The organism is Paraburkholderia sediminicola (assembly GCF_902859805.1).
Lineage (GTDB): Bacteria > Pseudomonadota > Gammaproteobacteria > Burkholderiales > Burkholderiaceae > Paraburkholderia > Paraburkholderia sediminicola.
The window spans coordinates 337,833-355,831 of sequence record NZ_CADIKC010000003.1; the positions used below are offsets into that span (position 1 = coordinate 337,833).

The 17,999-nt window shown below is 64.2% G+C and carries 16 protein-coding genes; 7 read left to right on the forward strand and 9 right to left on the reverse strand.

Features of this window, described 5'->3' with window-relative positions; translation table 11 throughout:
* Positions 1–3 precede the first annotated feature (3 nt).
* The 6 genes from R8871_RS13855 to R8871_RS13880 are packed head-to-tail and all read left to right on the forward strand — an operon-like array spanning position 4 to position 4,610.
* Positions 4–489: a hotdog family protein gene (locus R8871_RS13855; RefSeq protein WP_175050973.1), complete on the forward strand. Its 486-nt coding sequence runs from the start codon at positions 4–6 to the stop codon at positions 487–489.
* Complete coding sequence (locus R8871_RS13860) at positions 486–1,211, forward strand: 3-ketoacyl-ACP reductase FabG2 (protein ID WP_093639119.1); 726 nt, start codon at positions 486–488, stop codon at positions 1,209–1,211. Before R8871_RS13855 ends, R8871_RS13860 begins: the two co-directional genes overlap by 4 nt.
* Entirely contained in the window at positions 1,211–2,437 is a 1,227-nt protein-coding gene (locus R8871_RS13865; RefSeq protein ID WP_175050974.1) for a beta-ketoacyl-ACP synthase, read from the forward strand. The genes R8871_RS13860 and R8871_RS13865 overlap by 1 nt, the downstream gene beginning before the upstream one ends.
* Positions 2,434–3,663, forward strand: coding sequence for a beta-ketoacyl-[acyl-carrier-protein] synthase family protein (locus R8871_RS13870; RefSeq protein WP_175050975.1), 1,230 nt, complete (start codon positions 2,434–2,436; stop codon positions 3,661–3,663). The genes R8871_RS13865 and R8871_RS13870 overlap by 4 nt, the downstream gene beginning before the upstream one ends.
* A 36-nt stretch (positions 3,664–3,699) precedes the next feature.
* The gene (locus tag R8871_RS13875) at positions 3,700–4,122 is read left to right on the forward strand and encodes a signal peptidase (RefSeq protein WP_175050976.1); all 423 of its coding nucleotides are present in this window, start codon (positions 3,700–3,702) and stop codon (positions 4,120–4,122) included.
* A gap of 53 nt (positions 4,123–4,175) precedes the next feature.
* The gene (locus R8871_RS13880) at positions 4,176–4,610 is read left to right on the forward strand and encodes an excinuclease ABC subunit A (protein WP_175050977.1); all 435 of its coding nucleotides are present in this window, start codon (positions 4,176–4,178) and stop codon (positions 4,608–4,610) included.
* A gap of 105 nt (positions 4,611–4,715) precedes the next feature.
* On the opposite strand, the gene R8871_RS13885 is transcribed toward R8871_RS13880, so the two are convergent.
* Complete coding sequence (locus tag R8871_RS13885) at positions 4,716–5,444, reverse strand: class I SAM-dependent methyltransferase (RefSeq protein WP_175050978.1); 729 nt, start codon at positions 5,442–5,444, stop codon at positions 4,716–4,718.
* Positions 5,445–5,547: 103 nt separating this feature from the next.
* Here R8871_RS13885 and R8871_RS13890 point away from each other — a divergent pair, with 103 nt between their 5' ends.
* Positions 5,548–6,801 carry an NAD(P)/FAD-dependent oxidoreductase gene (locus R8871_RS13890; protein WP_175050979.1) on the forward strand — a complete coding sequence of 418 codons (1,254 nt, stop codon included), beginning with the start codon at positions 5,548–5,550 and terminating at the stop codon, positions 6,799–6,801.
* A gap of 124 nt (positions 6,802–6,925) precedes the next feature.
* Here R8871_RS13890 and guaD read toward each other — a convergent pair whose 3' ends face one another.
* From guaD to R8871_RS13930, 8 genes are all read right to left on the reverse strand, one after another.
* Positions 6,926–8,281: a guanine deaminase gene (gene guaD, locus R8871_RS13895; protein ID WP_175050980.1), complete on the reverse strand. Its 1,356-nt coding sequence runs from the start codon at positions 8,279–8,281 to the stop codon at positions 6,926–6,928.
* Positions 8,282–8,387: 106 nt separating this feature from the next.
* Positions 8,388–9,440, reverse strand: a complete 1,053-nt coding sequence (locus R8871_RS13900; protein WP_175050981.1) for an adenosine deaminase — start codon at positions 9,438–9,440, stop codon at positions 8,388–8,390.
* A gap of 96 nt (positions 9,441–9,536) precedes the next feature.
* Complete coding sequence (gene xdhC, locus R8871_RS13905) at positions 9,537–10,550, reverse strand: xanthine dehydrogenase accessory protein XdhC (protein WP_175050982.1); 1,014 nt, start codon at positions 10,548–10,550, stop codon at positions 9,537–9,539.
* Positions 10,551–10,677: 127 nt separating this feature from the next.
* Positions 10,678–13,155, reverse strand: coding sequence for a xanthine dehydrogenase molybdopterin binding subunit (xdhB, locus tag R8871_RS13910; protein WP_246287559.1), 2,478 nt, complete (start codon positions 13,153–13,155; stop codon positions 10,678–10,680).
* A complete protein-coding gene (gene xdhA, locus R8871_RS13915; RefSeq protein ID WP_175050983.1) occupies positions 13,155–14,702 on the reverse strand; it encodes a xanthine dehydrogenase small subunit in 1,548 nt (515 codons plus the stop codon). Before xdhA ends, xdhB begins: the two co-directional genes overlap by 1 nt.
* Positions 14,703–15,147: 445 nt before the next feature.
* Positions 15,148–15,657 (reverse strand): disulfide bond formation protein B, encoded by a 510-nt coding sequence (locus tag R8871_RS13920; protein WP_093639150.1) that lies wholly within the window; start codon positions 15,655–15,657, stop codon positions 15,148–15,150.
* A gap of 135 nt (positions 15,658–15,792) precedes the next feature.
* A complete protein-coding gene (locus tag R8871_RS13925) occupies positions 15,793–17,172 on the reverse strand; it encodes an amidase (protein ID WP_175050984.1) in 1,380 nt (459 codons plus the stop codon).
* A 97-nt stretch (positions 17,173–17,269) separates the two neighbouring features.
* Positions 17,270–17,950: a GntR family transcriptional regulator gene (locus R8871_RS13930; protein ID WP_175050985.1), complete on the reverse strand. Its 681-nt coding sequence runs from the start codon at positions 17,948–17,950 to the stop codon at positions 17,270–17,272.
* Positions 17,951–17,999: the final 49 nt, after the last annotated feature.

Here is a 17,999-nt window from a genome sequence, read left to right on the forward strand (position 1 = left end):
GCGATGACCCAGACGTTCTCCATTCAGGATCTCATCCTGCAACCGATCGAAACGATCATCCCGCATCGCGGCACCATGCTGCTGATCGACGCCGTGAGCGCGTTCAGCGAAGAGGCACTGAGTGCGCGCGCCACCGTCCATGCCGACGCCTGGTATGCCGACACCGACGGCGCGATGCCTGCATGGATCGGTATCGAGTTGATGGCGCAGACTATCGCGGCGCACGTCGCGCTGCTGGCCATGCGCGGCGGTGGCCAGGCGCGCCCCGGTGTGCTGCTCGGCTCGCGCAGCTATCGCGCTTTGCAACCGTCGTTTGCCGGCGGTGCACAGTTACTGGTCCGCGCAACAGAATTGCTGCGTAGCGAAGAAGGCCACGGCGCCTACGAATGCACGATCCACCATGGCGACGTGTGTTGCGCCGAGGCGGTCATCAAGGTCTTTCAGCCGCGCGATTTTCAGTCATTCATCGAAGGGAGTTTCAGTTCATGAGCCGGCGTGTTCTCGTTACCGGCGCAAGCCGCGGCATCGGCCGCGCGATTGCGTACAAGTTGGCCGCCGACGGCTTCGCGGTGTCCGTGCATTGCCGCACGGGCCGCACCGAAGCCGAAGCCGTGGCAACGGGCATCGCAGCGCAAGGCGGGACGGCGCGCGTGCTGCAATTCGACGTGCGCGATCGCGCCGCGTGCCGTGAAGTGCTCGAAGTAGATGTCGTGGCGCACGGCGCCTATTACGGCATCGTATGCAGCGCGGGCGTAACGCGCGACGCCGCGTTCCCTGCGCTCACCGAAGAAGACTGGGACATCGTCATCGAAACCGGTCTCGACTCGTTCTACAACGTCGTCCATCCGCTGACCATGCCGATGGTGCGGGCGAAGAAGGGCGGGCGCATCGTCACGATCGCGTCGGTCTCCGGCGTGATGGGCAATCGCGGCCAGGTCAACTACAGCGCGGCGAAGGCCGGCCTGATCGGCGCGTCCAAGGCGCTCGCCGTCGAACTGGCGACGCGCAACATCACCGTCAATTGCGTCGCGCCGGGTTTGATCGATACCGGCATGCTCGACGACATGCCGCTCGAGCAGGCATTGAAGACGGTGCCGATGAACCGCGTCGGCCAGCCTGCCGAAGTGGCGTCCGTGGTCAGCTTCCTGATGTCGGATGCGGCCTCGTATGTCACGCGTCAGGTGATCGGCGTCAATGGTGGGATGGTGTAATGAAACGCGTCGTCATTACCGGCATGGGGGGCGTCACGGCGTTCGGTGACGACTGGGACGCAATCGAAGCACGCCTGAAGCGCGGCGTGAATGCGGTGCGCCGCATGCCCGAGTGGGATTACTTCGAGTCGCTGCATACGCGGCTCGCGTGTCCGTTGCCGGGCTTCACGGCGCCTGTGCATTACCCGCGCAAGAAAACCCGCTCGATGGGGCCGGTGTCCATGTACTCGGTGCGAGCAAGCGAACTGGCGCTCGCCGACGCGGGCCTCGCCGACGACGCATCCATCAAGGACGGTCGCATGGGCGTCGCCTACGGCTCATCGTCGGGCTCGGTGCAGCCGATTCGTGCGTTCGGCACGATGCTCGAAACCGGCTCGATGAGCGACGTCACGTCGAACAGCTATGTGCAGATGATGCCGCACACCACGGCCGTCAACGTCAGCCTGTTCTGGGATCTGAAAGGGCGGATCATCCCGACCTCGTGCGCGTGCGCATCGGGCAGTCAGGCGATCGGCTACGCGTATGAGGCGATCCAGGCCGGCAAGCAGACGCTGATGCTGGCAGGCGGCGCGGAAGAAATGTCGGGTCCGGCGGTCGCCGTATTCGACACGCTGTACGCCACCAGCACGCGTAACGACGAGCCGCATCTCACGCCGCGTCCGTTCGACGCCGCGCGCGACGGCCTCGTGGTTGGCGAAGGCGCGGCGACGCTGGTGCTCGAAGAATACGAACATGCGATGGCGCGCGGCGCGCGGATTCATGCGGAGATCGTTGGCTTCGGCTGCAATTCGGACGGCGCGCATATGACCCAGCCGACTGCCGAAACCATGGCGCTGGCCATGCAGCTTGCTTTGAAAGATGCGCAACTGCCGCCCGAAGCGATTGCCTACGTGAACGCGCACGGCACCTCCACGGACCGCGGCGACATCGCCGAGAGCCATGCGACCGCGCAGACCTTCGGCGCGCGCATGCCGATCAGTTCGCTCAAGAGCTATGTCGGCCATACGCTCGGTGCATGCGGTGCGCTGGAGGCGTGGTGGACCATCGAGATGATGAAGCGTAACTGGTATGCGCCGACCTTGAATCTGGAGAATGTCGATCCGGCCTGCGCGCCGCTCGATTACATCGTCGGCGCGGGTCGTGAGATCGACGCCGAACATGTGATGAGCAACAACTTTGCGTTCGGCGGCATCAACACGTCGCTGATTTTCAGGCGCGTTCGATGAGCGTGCCGATGCAACGCGTGGTCGTCACCGGCATGGGGATCGTGTCGTGCCTCGGCAATACGCTCGGCGATGTGTCCGCCGCGCTGCGCGCGGGCCGCTCGCGCATCGAGCGGATCGACGCGTGGCGTGAGCGCGGTTTCGGCTCACAGGTGGCGGGCGTCGCGTCGGTCGGAGAGGAGCCGCCGTTCGATCGCAAGCTCGAACGCTTCATGGGCGACACGGCGCGCTTTGCGTGCCACGCAGCGAAGAAAGCGATCGACGATGCCGGGCTCGACCTCGCCGTGTTGCGCTCGCCGCACGCCGGCACGGTGATCGGCTCAGGCGTCGGCACGATGTCGAGTTACGACGTGTCCATGTCGATTGCGAATTCCCGCGGCGTTGACAAAGTGCCGCCATATACGGTTCCGCATGCGATGAGCAGCACCGCGTCGGCCAATGTCGCGCAGGTGTTCGGACTCGAGGGTGTGAGCTATTCGCCGTCGTCGGCATGCACGACCTCGGCGCTCGCGATTGGCCAGGCGATGCAGCTGATCCGGACCGGTCGCCAGAAGATCGTGCTGGCCGGTGGCAGCGAGTCCTTGCACGACAACATGACGCTGATGTTCGACGCGATGGGTGCACTGTCGCGCGGCTTCAACGATACGCCGCAGCGTGCTTCGCGGCCCTACGACACGGCGCGCGACGGCTTCGTGATCGCCTCGGGCGGCGGCGTGCTGGTGCTCGAATCGCTCGATCATGCGTTGGCGCGTGGAGCCCGCATTTACGCCGAGCTGACCGGTTTCGGCGACTGCACGGACCGCGCGGGCATGGTCACGCCGCATGCGGCCGGCATCGCGCGGGCGATGCGTGGCGCGTTGGGCGAAGCGGGCAAGCGTCCGGACTACGTCAACACGCACGCACCGTCTACGCCGCTTGGCGACGTCGAGGAATTGCGCGCATTGACTGACGTATTTGGCGCAGATGTCCCGGCGTTTTCGTCGACCAAGGGTATGACCGGGCATCCGCTCGGCGCATGCGGCGCGCACGAGGCGATCTACACATTGCTGATGATGCGCGACGGTTTTATCGCGGGTACGGCGGGCATCGAGACGCCGGAGCCGGGCGTCGACGGCATGCCGCTCGTGCGCACGACACGCGACGCACGCATCGGTTCGGCGATGTCGATTTCATTCGGGTTCGGCGGCAGTTGCGCAAGCCTGATATTTGAAGGGTGGCAGGGCGGTTGAACCGGCCGCGATTTTAAAAAAACGAGGGTAATAAAAATGAAAAGAGTTTTTGTGCTGGGTGCGTTGGCGGTGGTGGTGCTGACGCAAGCGGGATGTGCCACAGACGTGAAATCGGTGCCGCTCGCGGCGGCCGGCGGTCAGTCGCGCGGGGGCGTGCCGGTGTATTTCGGCCAGCAGAGCCACCCGGCGGTAACGGCCAGGTTGGGCGACGTGTCCTTCTCGGTGCGCATCGCGCGCAAGGTGGCGAGTCCGGACGACGCGTGTCATGAAGCGCTTGCCGAAGCCGTGCAGAAGCTGCGCGCGGCAGCTCGCGAGCGCAATGCCAACGCCGTGATCGACGTATCGACACGCTTTCATAGCACCGAGAGCAACTCGTCAACCGACTTCACGTGCGGCGTGAGCCCGAGCGCGGCCGCCATTGCCGTCAACGGCCAGCTTGTCGTGCTGGAAGCGAACTAGGTCGAATCGGATTCAGAACTCACAAGAGCAACAAAAACCACTCAGGAGTCTCGATGAAACGCAATCTGCTGTTTGCCGCGTTGTTCGCTTCGCTCGCCACTCCGGCTTTTGCCCGCGACACGGTCGATAACTATCCGGTCGCACCGGCGCTGCAGAGCGAACCGGGCAAGGTCAGTGACGACATCGCGTTGTATTTCGCGGGCCAGCGGCATCCGGCCGTGGTCAAAACGATCGGCGAGTTCGCGACCAACAAGAAGACCAACGCCTTTGGCAAGAGCGACCTGGAAGCGTGCCAGCACGTGTTCCTTTCGGCCGTGATCGAGTTGCAGGATCGCGCGCGCAAGGAAGGCGGCAATGCCGTGATCAACATCAAGAGCAACTACAAGAACGAAGTGCGTGAGAGCGCGACCGAGTTCACGTGTGGCGCGGGTGCGGTAATTGCTGGTGTGGCGCTGAAGGGCGATGTGGTGACGCTGCGCGGCAAATGATCACCGAAGTGGTGTTGAGCGTGCAAACAAGCGTGCAAATGAGCACGCAAATCAGCATGCCGTGATGCTTGCCAGTGCGGTGGCATGCCACCGCACTGGCGAAATTCAGTCTGCCTTGACTGCCGCGACATTGACGAGCGTCTCACGACGCTTGCCAGGTTGCGGGTGGTACAGGCCGAGGCGCTCGAGGAGCCCGAAGTCTTTCGCGCGGCTCCACCAGAGATATGGCAGCGAGACGTTGCGCTGCTCGAAGCGGAAACCGCCGCGGCGGATCATGTCGAGGTAGCCGTCGGCGCTTTTTTGCACGTGCATGGGATGGCGGAACAGCAGCCGGATCACCCACGATTTGATGTACGCGTCGGTGGATTCGGCGAACAGCAGGATGCCGCCTGGTTTGAGCACGCGGCGGAACTCGGCGAGCGCGCGGTCCTGCTCGACGAGATGGTGGAAGGTTTGATGACAGAACACGATGTCGGCGCTGGCATCGGGCAGCGGCAATTGCGCGCAGTCGCCGTGCAGCACGTCGATATCGGCGAGCTTGTCTCGGCACGCGCGGGCTGCATTGGCAGCAAGCGTAAGAGACGGCTCGTGGAAATCGACGCCGACAAGGCGGCGCGGCTTGAACGCGTCGGCAAGCAGGTGGAACGAAATACCTTGTCCGCAGCCGACGTCGACGATCACCGGTGCGGCAGGCAAGGGCGCGTCGATCAGGCGTTTGAGGTCGTTGATCGCGACCCGCAGCACGTGATGTTCCCACGTGTAGGTGCGCAGGAACCAGATTCCGAAGGCCGTTTCCGGCACGAAAGGCACACGGGATGTTTCGGATGGCGACACGCTGGGCTCCGACGAAATTTGTTCTTGCTGTGAAGCGTAATTGTAACGAAAAGTAAGGATGCAGCGTAACGCTGTTCCGTGCAAGCAAACGATTGAGGCAACCTTGAGTACACATTCGTCAAAGCGCATAACCGTCGACGTAGCGATCATCGGTGCGGGCCCGGCAGGCGCCGTCGCAGCGGCGCTCCTGCGCCGGGCGGGTCGCTCGGTGCTGGTGCTGGAGCGCCAGCATTTTCCGCGCTTCTCGATCGGCGAAAGCCTGCTGCCGCAAAGCATGGCCTACCTCGAAGAGGCGGGCATGCTGCAGGCGGTGGTCGAAGCCGGTTTCCAGTACAAGAACGGCGCGCATTTCATTCACCGCGGCCAGTCGTCGGCGTTCGATTTCCGCGACAAGCATTCGCCGGGTTGGGGCACCACGTACCAGGTCGAGCGCGCGGTGTTCGACGATATTCTGATTCGCTGTGCGGCCCAGCAGGGCGCCGACGTGCGCTTCGGCCATGCGGTGCGCGCGATGCAAACCGGCGAAAACGGCAACAAGCCGGTGCTCGAGGTGATCGACGAAGCGGAAAACGCCTATGAGGTGGAGGCGCACTTCGTGTTCGACGCGAGCGGCTTCGGCCGCGTGCTGCCACGCTTGCTGAATCTCGAAGCGCCTACGCGCATGCCGACACGCGCCGCAATCTTCACGCACGTACGCGATGGCATTCCTGCAGGCGCGACCGATCGCAACAAGATCTGCGTGGCGACGCATCCGGAACGCCGCGATGTGTGGTTCTGGATGATTCCGCTGGCGGGCGGCCGTTCGTCGGTGGGCTGTGTCGCCGAGGCGAGTTTCCTCGATGTGCCGGAAGCTGGGCGCGACGCGAAACTGCGGGCGTTGATCCAGCAGGAGCCGACGCTCGGGCCGTTGATCGGCAATGCACCGTTCCTGATGCCGGTGCGTCATATCGGCGGCTATGCGGCAAACGTCGAGCGCTTGCATGGACCGGGCTACGCGTTGCTTGGCAATGCGGGGGAGTTTCTCGATCCTGTGTTCTCTTCCGGCGTGACGATTGCGCTGCGTTCCGCGCATCTCGCGGTGCAGACGTTGAACCGGCAACTCAATGGCGAGCAGGTCGACTGGTCGGCCGCTTATGACGTGCCGTTGCGCAAGGGGATCGATACGTTCCGTGCGTTTGTCGAGCGCTGGTATACCGGCGAGTTGCAGGACATCATTTTCTATCCGGACCAGACGCCGTCGATCCGCCGCATGATCAGCGCGGTGCTGGCGGGTTACGCGTGGGACGAGTCGAATCCGTATGTCGCCGATCCGGTGCGCCGTCTGAATGCGTTGCACGACGTGTGCACTCACGTTTGACCATGGATCGTTGACCGTTGATCGGGTTGCACGGCTCGGGCAAATGAAAACGGCGCTTCCTCGAGGAAGCGCCGTTTTTCATTCAACCGCCTGAATCAATTCAGGCGTTTGCTCACGAATCGGATCAGGCTGCGATCTTTGCCGCGTGCGGCGCATGCTGACGCACGTCGTCGCGACGATGCACGCGCTTGCCCGCGGCATACGTTTCGTAGATCGCGCGGTCGTCGCCGAGCAGCGCGAACGCGAACAGCAGTTCTTCGAGCGATTCGGTGCGTGCGGTACGGCGCGCGAGCAGCGGCGTAGCTTGCGGATCGAGCACGACGAAGTCGGCTTCCGACTTCGGCTTCAACGTGCCGACCTTGTCGGCCAGATCGAGCGCTTCAGCGGCGCCTGCGGTGGCGAGATAGAACATGCGCGTGGCCGTCAGATGATGGCCCGTCAGACGTGCAACCTTGTGCGCTTCGTTCATGGTTTGCAGCATCGAGAACGAGGTGCCGCCGCCGACGTCGGTTGCCAGCGCGATCGGCATGCCGGCTTCGTCGGCCTTGTCGAAGTCGAACAGGCCGCTGCCGAGGAACAGATTCGAGGTCGGGCAATGCGAGGCGACCGTGCCGGTTTGCGCCATACGCTTGCGGTCTTCCTCGTCGAGGTAGATGCAATGGCCGTACACCGCGCGGCGGCGCAGCAGGCCGTAGTGATCGTAGATGTCCAGATAGCTGCGGTGGCCCGGGAACAGATCGGCGACCCATTTACATTCGTCGGTGTTCTCGGCGACGTGGCTCTGGATGAAGATGTCCGGATGCTTGCCCGCCAGCACGCCGCACGCTTCGAGTTGCGCTTCGGTCGAAGTCGGCGCGAAACGCGGCGTGAGCGCGTACATCTGGCGGCCACGGTTGTGCCAGCGGCCGATCAGCTCGGCGCTGTCGTCGTAGCCCGATTGCGCGGTGTCGCGCAGAAACTCGGGGCAGTTGCGGTCCATCAGCACCTTGCCGGCCACCATGCGCAGATTGCGCGCTTCGCTTTCGGTGAAGAGAGCGTCGGCCGATTCCTTGTGGACCGTGCAATACACGAGCGCGGTGGTCGTGCCGCAAGCCAGCAGTTCTTCGACGAAGAAGCTCGCCGTGTCGCGCGCATACGCCGGATCGGTGAAACGGCGCTCGGTCGGGAACGTGTACGTGTCGAGCCACGGCAGAAGACCCGGCGCCGGCGACGCGATCATGTCGGTCTGCGGATAGTGGATGTGCGTATCGATGAAACCCGGCACGATCAGCTTGTCACGCATTTCCTGCACATGGGTGCCAGGCGCGAGTTGCGCCGCAAGCGCTGCATACGCGCCCGCTGCGACAACATGGCCGTCTTCGACGATCAGCAAACCGTCCTCGTTGAAGACCGCCGCGTTGGGCGATTGCGCAGGGTCGCCGTTGAAGGTCAGCAGTTGTGCGCGGAATGCTGATTGGGTCGCTTGTGCCGATTGAGTCATGGAAAAACCGTCTCCGTATTTGTGAGGAGCTAGACAGCGCAGACGGCGGCTTGATTCCGGGTCTGAAGCAAACCCGTGCCGCCGCCGGCTGCCATTCATTGGCCCGTCAGTGCGGGCCGCCTGGGTGCCAGTGCGCGTCGAGCTTCGCGATCAGTTCGCTGCGTTGCTCGGGCGTGACGAACGACGCTTCGAAGCTGTTGCGGATGATCGTGTAGACCTCGGCATCGTTGAGCTTCAACGCGTCGATGGTGGCGAAATAGTTGGCGTTCACGTAACCGCCGAAATAAGCCGGATCGTCGGAATTCACCGTGACGGCGACGCCGCGATCGAGCAGGTCCTTCAGCGTGTGCTTGGTCATGTCGTCGAACACGCAGAGCTTGAGGTTCGACAGCGGGCACACGGTCAACGCGACGCGTGTATCGGCCAGACGCGTGACGAGCGCCGGGTCTTCGATGCTGCGCACGCCGTGGTCGACGCGATCCACTTTCAGCAGATCGAGCGCTTCGTAGATATACGACGGCGGACCTTCTTCGCCCGCATGGGCGACCAGCTTCAAACCGAGCGCGCGTGCCTTACCGAAGACGCGTTCGAACTTCGACGGCGGATGGCCACGCTCCGACGAATCGAGCCCCACGCCGATCAGCCGATGCTTGTATTGCTCGAACAGCGGCAGCGCTTCTTCGAACGTGGCGAGCGCGTCTTCTTCTGACAAGTGGCGCAGGAAACACAGAATCAGCTTGCTCGACATGCCGCGCTTTTCCGCATCGGCCAACGCGCGATCAATGCCGGCGACAACGGTTGCGATCGGCACGCCACGTTCCGTGTGCGTCTGCGGATCGAAGAAGATTTCGCTGTGAATCACGTTGTCGGCGAGGCAGCGTTCGACATACGCCGTCGTCATGTCGTAGAAATCCTGCTCGTGCAGCAGCACGCTCGCGCCGGCGTAATAGATGTCGAGGAACGATTGCAGATCGGTGAACGCATACGCGGCGCGCAGCGCTTCGATCGACTCGTACGCGAGCTTCACGCCGTTGCGCTCGGCGAGTGCGAAGATCAGTTCGGGTTCGAGCGAGCCTTCAATATGAATGTGCAACTCGGCCTTCGGGGCGCGAGCGGCTTTCTCAATGAGTGCCGTGGAGGTAGCGGTTGTTGTATTCATGGTCGGTCAGCATTTAGTTTGGAGTCGGTTCGCGCCGGATGCGGGATGCAGGACAGGATGCAATCGCTTTGGGCGGCAGGTCGATTGTGCGGCAAATCAGACCGTCTGCGCCGCGTGCGCACCCGCATTCGCCTCCACTGCCTGCAACACCTGAGCCGCCGCGGAGATCGCGATGATCTCCGGCGACTTGTCGACGATCCCGTCAACGCCGAGCGGGCACTTCATCCGCGCAATCTGCGAAGGATCGATGCCACGCGCGGCCAGCCGATGTTCGAACTGCTTGCGCTTGCTGTGCGAGCCGATCATGCCGAAGAACGCGAAATCGCCACGCCGCAGAATGCGCTCGGCCAACTCGAGATCGAGCGCATGGTTGTGCGTCATCACGATGAAGTACGTGTGTGGCGCGGCCTGGTCGATGGCTTCGTCGGGTGCATCGTTCGGATCGATCTTCACGTTCGGCGCATGCAGCGTTTCCACGGGTGGAAACTGCGCATCGCGCTCGTCGACCCAGCGCACGGTGCAAGGCAGCGTGGCCAGCACGCGAACCAGCGCCGCGCCCACGTGACCGGCGCCGAACAGCACGACCTGGAAGTCGCCTGGCGCGATGGTTTCGGTGAGTAGCGCGCCGCTGTCGTCGAAACCTGCGCCGTCCCACAGCAGGCAATCGGAGGCATCCACACCCGGTTCGGGGTCGGACAGCATCACCGCATCCGGTGCGGGGCCGAATGATACGCTACGCACCGTTGAAAGACCCGCGGCCACGCGTTTTGCAAGCGACGTGATCCAGCCGAGGTCGCCGATGTCGAGGCGCTCGAAGGCGAGAATCACGGCGCCGCCGCAGCACTGGCCGAGACTGGGGCCCAGCGCGAAACGTTCGAGGCGGCGCATATGCGGCGAGCGCATGCCGTCGCGCAGCACCTGGCGCGCGGTCTCGATGGCCTTCCATTCGAGGTGTCCGCCGCCGATCGTGTGCTTGGCCGAATCGCGCGTGACGATCATCTTGGTGCCGGCTTCGCGGGGCGCCGAACCTTCGACGCGTGCGACCGTCACCAGCACGGCGGCGTCGCCGTGCGCGAGCAGTTGTTGCAGGTCAGGTAGCCAGGCTTGCATCCGGCGGTTCTCCATACGTGGCCGCGCGGGGTGTCCGTGCGGCCGGTTGAGTGTGGCGGGACGCGTTCGTGTCGCGTCGGCCCCAGGCTTTAAATTGCTTGACGTCGTTCAACGGTTCATCAAATTGCTAGACCGGTGTGGTGGCGGTTGTGGTTGTGGTTGTGGCTACCGCTGTCGCTGCTGTTGCCGTTGCTTGTTCAACCGGTTGTCCTGTCGCGGGTTCTGTCGTCGTCACGGGTGATTGCAATGCGTCCAGCGCGTCGAGAATCGCTTCGGGCGTCGCCGGCGCGCGAAGCTGCGGTGCGTTTTCCGCACCTGGCACCGCGGCCGCAACCGCGTCACGAATTGCAAGGAACACCGAGAACGGCAGCAGCAGTGGCGGCTCGCCTACTGCTTTCGAATGGAACACGGTCGGCTCGACGTTCTGATTCTGATAAAGCCGCACATTGAACGCCGCGGGCGTATCGCTGACGGCCGGAATCTTGTACGTCGACGGCGCGTGCGTCATCAGGCGGCCATCGCGGTTCCACCACAATTCCTCGGTAGTGAGCCAGCCCATGCCCTGAATGAAGCCGCCTTCCACCTGGCCGAGATCGATCGCCGGATTGATCGATTGGCCGGCGTCGTGCAACACGTCCGCGCGCACCAGTTTCCATTCGCCGGTCAGCGTGTCGATCACTACTTCCGATACGGCCGCACCGTACGCAAAGTAATAAAACGGGTGACCGGTCAGCGTTTTCGCGTCCCAATGCACTTTCGGTGTCGTGTAGAACCCGTCCGACCACAATTGCACGCGCGCCAGATACGCCGCGGCGACCAGTTGTTCGAATGGCATCGCACCGCCGTTCACCGATACTTCACCGCCGGCAAATTCCACTGCATCCGCGCTGCCGCCGAGTTGCTTCGCCGCGAGTGCGGCGAGCCTGTCGCGAATGGTCCGCGCAGCGGCTTCGGCGGCTTTGCCGTTCAGGTCGCTGCCGGTGGAGGCGGCGGTCGCCGAGGTGTTGGCGATCTTCGACGTATCGGTCGCCGTCACGCGCACGCGCGAAAGCGGCAGGCCGAGTTGGTTCGCGACGACTTGCGCGACCTTCGTATTCAGCCCCTGGCCCATTTCGGTGCCGCCGTGATTGACGAGTACCGACCCGTCTTTGTACACGTGCACCAGCGCGCCGGCCTGATTCAGAAACGGCACGTTGAACGAGATGCCGAACTTCACCGGCGAGAACGCGAGGCCGCGTTTGAGCACCGGGCTTTTTGCATTGAACGCGGCGATCGCTTCGCGGCGCGCGCGGTAGTCGCTGGTTGCAAGCAACTCATCGGTTAGCGGCGCGATGATGTTGTCGTCGACGCGCTGTCCGTACGGCGTCGTGTCGCGTTCGCCGATGCCGTAGTAATTGGCGAGCCGCACGTCGAGCGGGTCGCAGTGCAATTGACGCGCGATGCTGTCGAGCATCACCTCCATCACCAGTGCGCCTTGCGGGCCGCCGAAGCCGCGGAATGCGGTGTTCGATTGCGTATTTGTCTTGCAGCACAGCGCGACGATGTCGACGTCGGACAGGTAGTACGCGTTGTCGAAGTGACAGACGGCACGGGTCGCGACCGCACCGGACAAGTCAGCGGAATAGCCGGCTCTCAAGGCAATTTCGACGCGTGCGCCGAGGATGCGACCGCTATCGTCAAAGCCCGCTTCGTACTCGTAGACCGCGTCGTGCCGCTTGCCGGTGATCATGAAATCGTCGTCGCGGTCGGCGCGCAGTTTGACCGGCCGCCGCAGCAGCTTCGCCGCCAACGATGCCACGCACGCGAACACGGCCGATTGCGATTCCTTGCCGCCGAAGCCGCCGCCCATCCGCCGGCATTCGCACACGACGTTGTGTGCCGGCCAGCCGAGCATATGCGCGACGACCTGCTGCATTTCGCTCGGATGCTGCGTCGAACTGTAGACGAGCATGCCGTCCATTTCCTTCGGCACGGCGTAGGCGATCTGGCCTTCGAGATAAAACTGTTCCTGGCCGCCGACTTCGAACGTGCCGCGGATCTTATGCGGCGCGGCGGCGATTTTCGCATCGGGTTCGCCGCGCCTCAGATGCAGCGGCGGCAGGACGAATTGCTTGTTGGCTTTCGCTTCGGCCGGCGTGAGGACGACGTCGAGCGGTTCATATCGCACGACCTCATCGCTTTTCGCCAGCGCGGCGGCGCGCCGCGCGAGGTCATGACTTTCGGCGATCACCGCGAACACCGGTTGGCCGAGATACAGCACTTCGTCTACAGCGAGAATCGGATCGTCGTGCAGCACGGGGCCGCAGTTGTTCTCGCCGGGGATGTCTTCGGCGGTCAGCACCGCGATCACACCAGGCGCTTTTCTGACAGCGTCCAGATCGAGCGACACGATTCGCGCGTGCGCATGCCGCGACAGCCCGAGCGCCGCGTGCAGCGTGCCTTGCAATTCGGGGACGTCGTCGGTGTAGGTGGCCTCGCCGCTCACATGCAGCGCCGCCGATTCGTGCGGCAAGGAGATGCCGATCGCCGTCTCGCTCTCCTGAACGGCGGCGTGCTTGTCAGCCGGGTGCGCAGCATGTTCGACGAAAGCATCGGTCCGGTTCATCACGACGACTCCTTCGCAACGGCCGCGTCGGGCGCGCCGGCTTCGTACGCGAACGCATTCACGTCGAAGAGGGCGAGCGGCGCGTCATCGCGCGTTTCGAGGTGGAAGCGCCACAAGACATTGCGCGCCACCTTCAGTCGATAGGCGCTCGAGGCGCGCATGTCGGTGAGCGGCTGGTAATCGGCGACGAGTGCGTTCATCGCTTGCCGCGCGGTGCTTTCGGTCCATGTTGCGCCATTCAGCACGGCCTCGGTTTGCGCGGCGCGTTTGGGCGTCGCGGCCATGCCGCCGAACGCGATGCGGGCGTCCCTGATCGTGCCGTTTTCGCCGATGTGCAGCGCGAATGCGGCGCACACCGCGGAGATGTCCTGATCGTAACGCTTTGACACTTTGTACGTGCGGAAGCGCAGATCACGCGCCGGTCGCGGCACGCGCAGCGCCGCGACGAATTCGCCTGCCGCGAGTGCGGTTTTCTGATAGCCGAGGTAGAAGGCGTCGAGCTTCAGCGCGCGGGTTTTGGCGCCGTGGCGCAGCACGACTTCGGCGTCGAGCGCGAGCAGCGCAGGCATCGAGTCGCCGATCGGTGAGCCGTTCGCGACGTTGCCGCCGAGCGTGCCGGCATTGCGGATCGGCAGCGATGCAAAACGCGTCCACAGTTCGGCCAGTTCGGGGTAGTCGGCGGCGAGCGCCGCATAGGCATCTTCAAGCGTGACGGCGGCGCCGATCGTCAGCGTCTGCGCGTCGCGCTCGATCGTCTTCAATTCGGCGACGTTGCCGATGTACAGGATGTTGCCGAGATCGCGGAACTGCTTGGTGACCCAGAGGCCGACGTCGGTGCTGCCGGCCAGCAGGCGAGCTTGTGGATGCTCGGCGCGCAGTTTGGCGAACGCATCGAGCGAAACCGGTGCGTGGAACGTGGGCGAGCCGAAGGCGGCGCCGCGCGTATCCGGCGCGCTGTATCCGAAGGTGTCGCGGCGTTGGATCTCGCGCAGCGTGTCGGCGACAGCCTTGCGGTTCAGCGTCACGCGTGGGTATTGCTGGTAGTCGAACATCTTCTGCGACGCATCGACAATCGGCCGGTAGCCGGTGCAGCGGCACAGATTGCCGGACAGCGCGGCGTTGATCTCATCGCGGGTGGGCAGGCCGGCAGCGGCCGGCTGATTTTCATACAGCGCCCACATCGACATCACGAAGCCGGGGGTGCAGAAACCACACTGCGAGCCGCGGCAATCGACCATGGCCTGTTGGACGGGGTGCAGGGCGCCGTCGGCGGCGCGCAGGTCTTCGACGGTGAAGAGGGCTTTGCCATCCAGCGTCGGCAGGAACTGAATACAGGCGTTGACCGCTTTCAGCGCGAACTCGCCGTGTGAATCCAGTTCGCCGATGACCACCGTGCAGGCGCCGCAGTCGCCTTCCGCACAGCCTTCCTTGGTGCCCGTGCAATGCAAATCCTCGCGCAGGTGCTGAAGCACGGTGCGCGACGCCGGGACGCCCGCGACCTCACGGACGGACCCCTGGTGATAAAAGCGGATGGTTTGCGTTGTCATGGCGAATCCGAAAGACAGTGCGGACCGGGCGCGCGTTACGCATGGGGTCGCGCCAAAGCCGGCCTCGCGCACGTAGATCGCCATCCAGTTCCGAAGATAGCATTACCTTGTCCCGAAAAGATTTCCCAACTCGCATGAAGCTTATTCGGAAGCGGTCATGTAATTAATACGATTCGCGCCGCGGCGGGAAGTTGCTTAAAGCGTGGCGGATCAGGGGAAACCAGGCAGGGTGTGGCAGCGCGGGGAGTGACGGAGGCTGGGCGCTGACTCGCGGGCGGCTGGAAAGAGGGGCTGGCCGAATTTACGGGGCCGGAGCGGATGTGAAAACGCCGGCCTTCGAACCGCCCTGGGAGGCGGGGCAAAGGCCGATGTGAGGCCGATGTGAGGCCGATGTGAGGCCGATGTGAGGCCGGCCATCCCGATCGGAGCGGCCGGAACAGCCGGTTCAGGCGATCCGGCGGCGATTCTTGATCAGGCTCAGCGCCAGCGGCACGAAGGCCACGACGAAAGCCACCAGCGACCAGGTGGGCAGCGACAGGCCGAGAATCGGCGGATAGGCCGTTTCGCAGAGGCCTGCCACCTTGAAGACGCCCGGCAGCCATTGCGCGGGCGGCAAGCTGTCGACCACCGGCTGCAGCGCGTCGAAGCCGCAGCTGAAGCCCGGATTGGCCTGCACATACACGTGCCGCGCGGCGGTCACGATGCCGCCGAGAGCCGACAGAGCCGCCAGCACTTCCAGCAGCCGCACGCCACGCCAGCTGTTAAAGCGCGCGCCGAGGAACGCAAAAATTGCGATCAGGAGGAAGAAATAGCGCTGGATGATGCACAGCGGGCACGGGTCTTCGTGCAAGCCGTATTGCAGATACAGCGCGCCGGCGACGAGGCCGACGCAGATCAGGCCAAGCAGAACCAGCAGGGAGCGCTCGCGGCGCAGCATCGCATTGTCGTTATTCATGGGTCGTGTGGCTGTCTGGAAACGGAGAGGGCGAGTGCCCGCGATTCTAGCGCGAACCCCCGCCCTGGCGCTTATCACGCTTTTAAGGCCCAATCCCCGGTCTGTGTCTGCTCCGTGTCCCGTTCAGCGCCCCAATCACCTGATCGCGTTGAGTACCGCCTCGGCGCCGCGGCCGATGGCCAGCAAGGCGTCGTCCGTGTGCGGTGCGCCCGCCAGCATCAGGCCGACGGGCGCGTCGCCGCGCAGATGGCAAGGCAGCGACAGCGCGCAGGTGTCGAGGAAGTTGAACACGCTCGGATTGCGCAGGATCAGCGCGTTGGTGCGGCCGAATGCATCGTCGTCGTCGATCAGGTCGGCTACTCGCGGCGGCACGACCGGCACGGTCGGTGCGACGACCGCGTCGAAACGCTGCCACAGCGTGCGCGCGGCTTCGTCGAGCATGGCCTGGCGCTCCGCGAGCAGGTCCAGATAGTCGACGGCGCTGGCCGGCTGGCCTTTCAGGATGCGCACCAGCACGCGCGGATCATATTGATCGCGGTGCTTTTCCAGCAGCGGACGGTGCCATGCATACGCTTCGATCGGCGAGAAGCCGAAGCGGTTGATCTCGGGCAAACGGTCGAGCGGTGCAAAGCGCACTTCCGTGACGATCGCGCCGGCCGCTTCCAGATGCTTGAGGGCGGTATCGATCGCAGCGGCGACCGCCGGTTCGACACCGTCGGTCACGAAATTGGTCAATACGCCAAGGCGCACGCCTTCGAGCGGCCGGGCCGCCGGAATGCGCGGTTCGAGCCCGGCCAGCATGCGGTCGACCAGCGCGCAGCACGCCACCGAGACGCCGATCGGACCGAACGAATCCAGCGTGGAAGAAAGCGGTATGCCGCCTTGCTTCGGAATGCGATCAGCGGTCGGTTTGAAGCCCGTCAGGCCGCACAGCGCAGCCGGAATGCGGATAGAACCGCCGGTATCGGTGCCGAGCGCGACGGCGGCCATACCGTCCGCGACCGACGCGGCCGCACCCGACGACGAGCCGCCCGAAATCCGCTCGTCACCCTTCACGCCGCGCTGATACGGCGACAGCGGATGGCCGTAGTGCGGGTTCAGGCCGAGTCCGGAAAACGCGAACTCACTCATATTGGTACGTCCGACGATCACCGCGCCCGCCCGTTTCAGGCGCGCGACCGCTACCGCGTCCGCTTTGGCGGCGGGCGCGTCGGCCAGCACCACGGAACCGGCGCGGGTCGGCTGGCCTTCGATATCGAACAGATCTTTGACCGACACCGGAATTCCGGCGAGCGGCGAGAGGACGGTGCCGGCGGCGCGCAGGCGGTCGTGCGCATCGGCGGCGGCGCGGGCGCTGTCGGCGTCGACATGCATGAAAGCGACCGCGCCCTGGCCGGCCGGATCGGCGATCCGTTCGAGCGCGGTTTCAACGAGCGCGCGACTCGTGGTGCGGCCGGCGGCGAGGTCGGCGGCAAGCTGGGCTAGCGGCGGGAAGGGCGTGAATTCGGTGGCCATGATGTCGGGAAGAATCCGGTTAGATGCGCGGTTAGCTTGAGATCACTGTGTAGCGGGTTCCCGCTGACTGCGCAGCCGGGTCCGCGTTCGGGGTTAGTCAAATCCGGTTGAATAGTGTCGCGCGGAATGCTTCGATATGCTTTTGCACCGATTGGCGGGCGCCTTCAGCATCGCGTTCGCGCAGCAGGCGAAACAGCTCCAGATGTTCTTCGTGGACGTCTTCGAGATGATGCGGCTCGGACAGCGAAATGAACCAGAAGCGCAGCGAGCGTTCGTGCAGCCCACGCAGGATGTCGGCCAGCACCGGGTTGCGCGACGCCGCCGAAATTGCCAGATGAAATTCGCGGTCGATATCCATCATGCCCTCGATATCGTGCGCGGCGACGCACACCGACGAGTGGTCCAGCAAGGCCTGCATCGCGTCGAAATCGTGTTGCTGCGCATGGCGCGCGGCCAGCTCGACGCAGTAGCTTTCGTTGACGAGCCGTACGTCGATGATCGCCAGCACGTCGTCGAGCGAAACCGGGCGGACCATGATGCCCTTTCTCGGCATGATGGTGAGCATGCCCTCGTGCACCAGCCGGTGCAGCGCCTGATGCACCGGCGTTCTGCCGATGCCCGTCAGCACCATCAATTCCGCTTCGTTGAGCACCTCGCTCGGTCGCAAACGCATCGTGATGATCTCGCGCTTGACGAAGGCATAGGCTTGCTCGGCGAGACTCGCCGAGGCGGTTTCGCGGGGGGCACTGGAACGGCGGGCAGTCTGCAAAAGCGTCATGTGAAGAAGGTGCGGGCGGTGTCGTCCGCATTGTAGAGCAAGGTTTTGC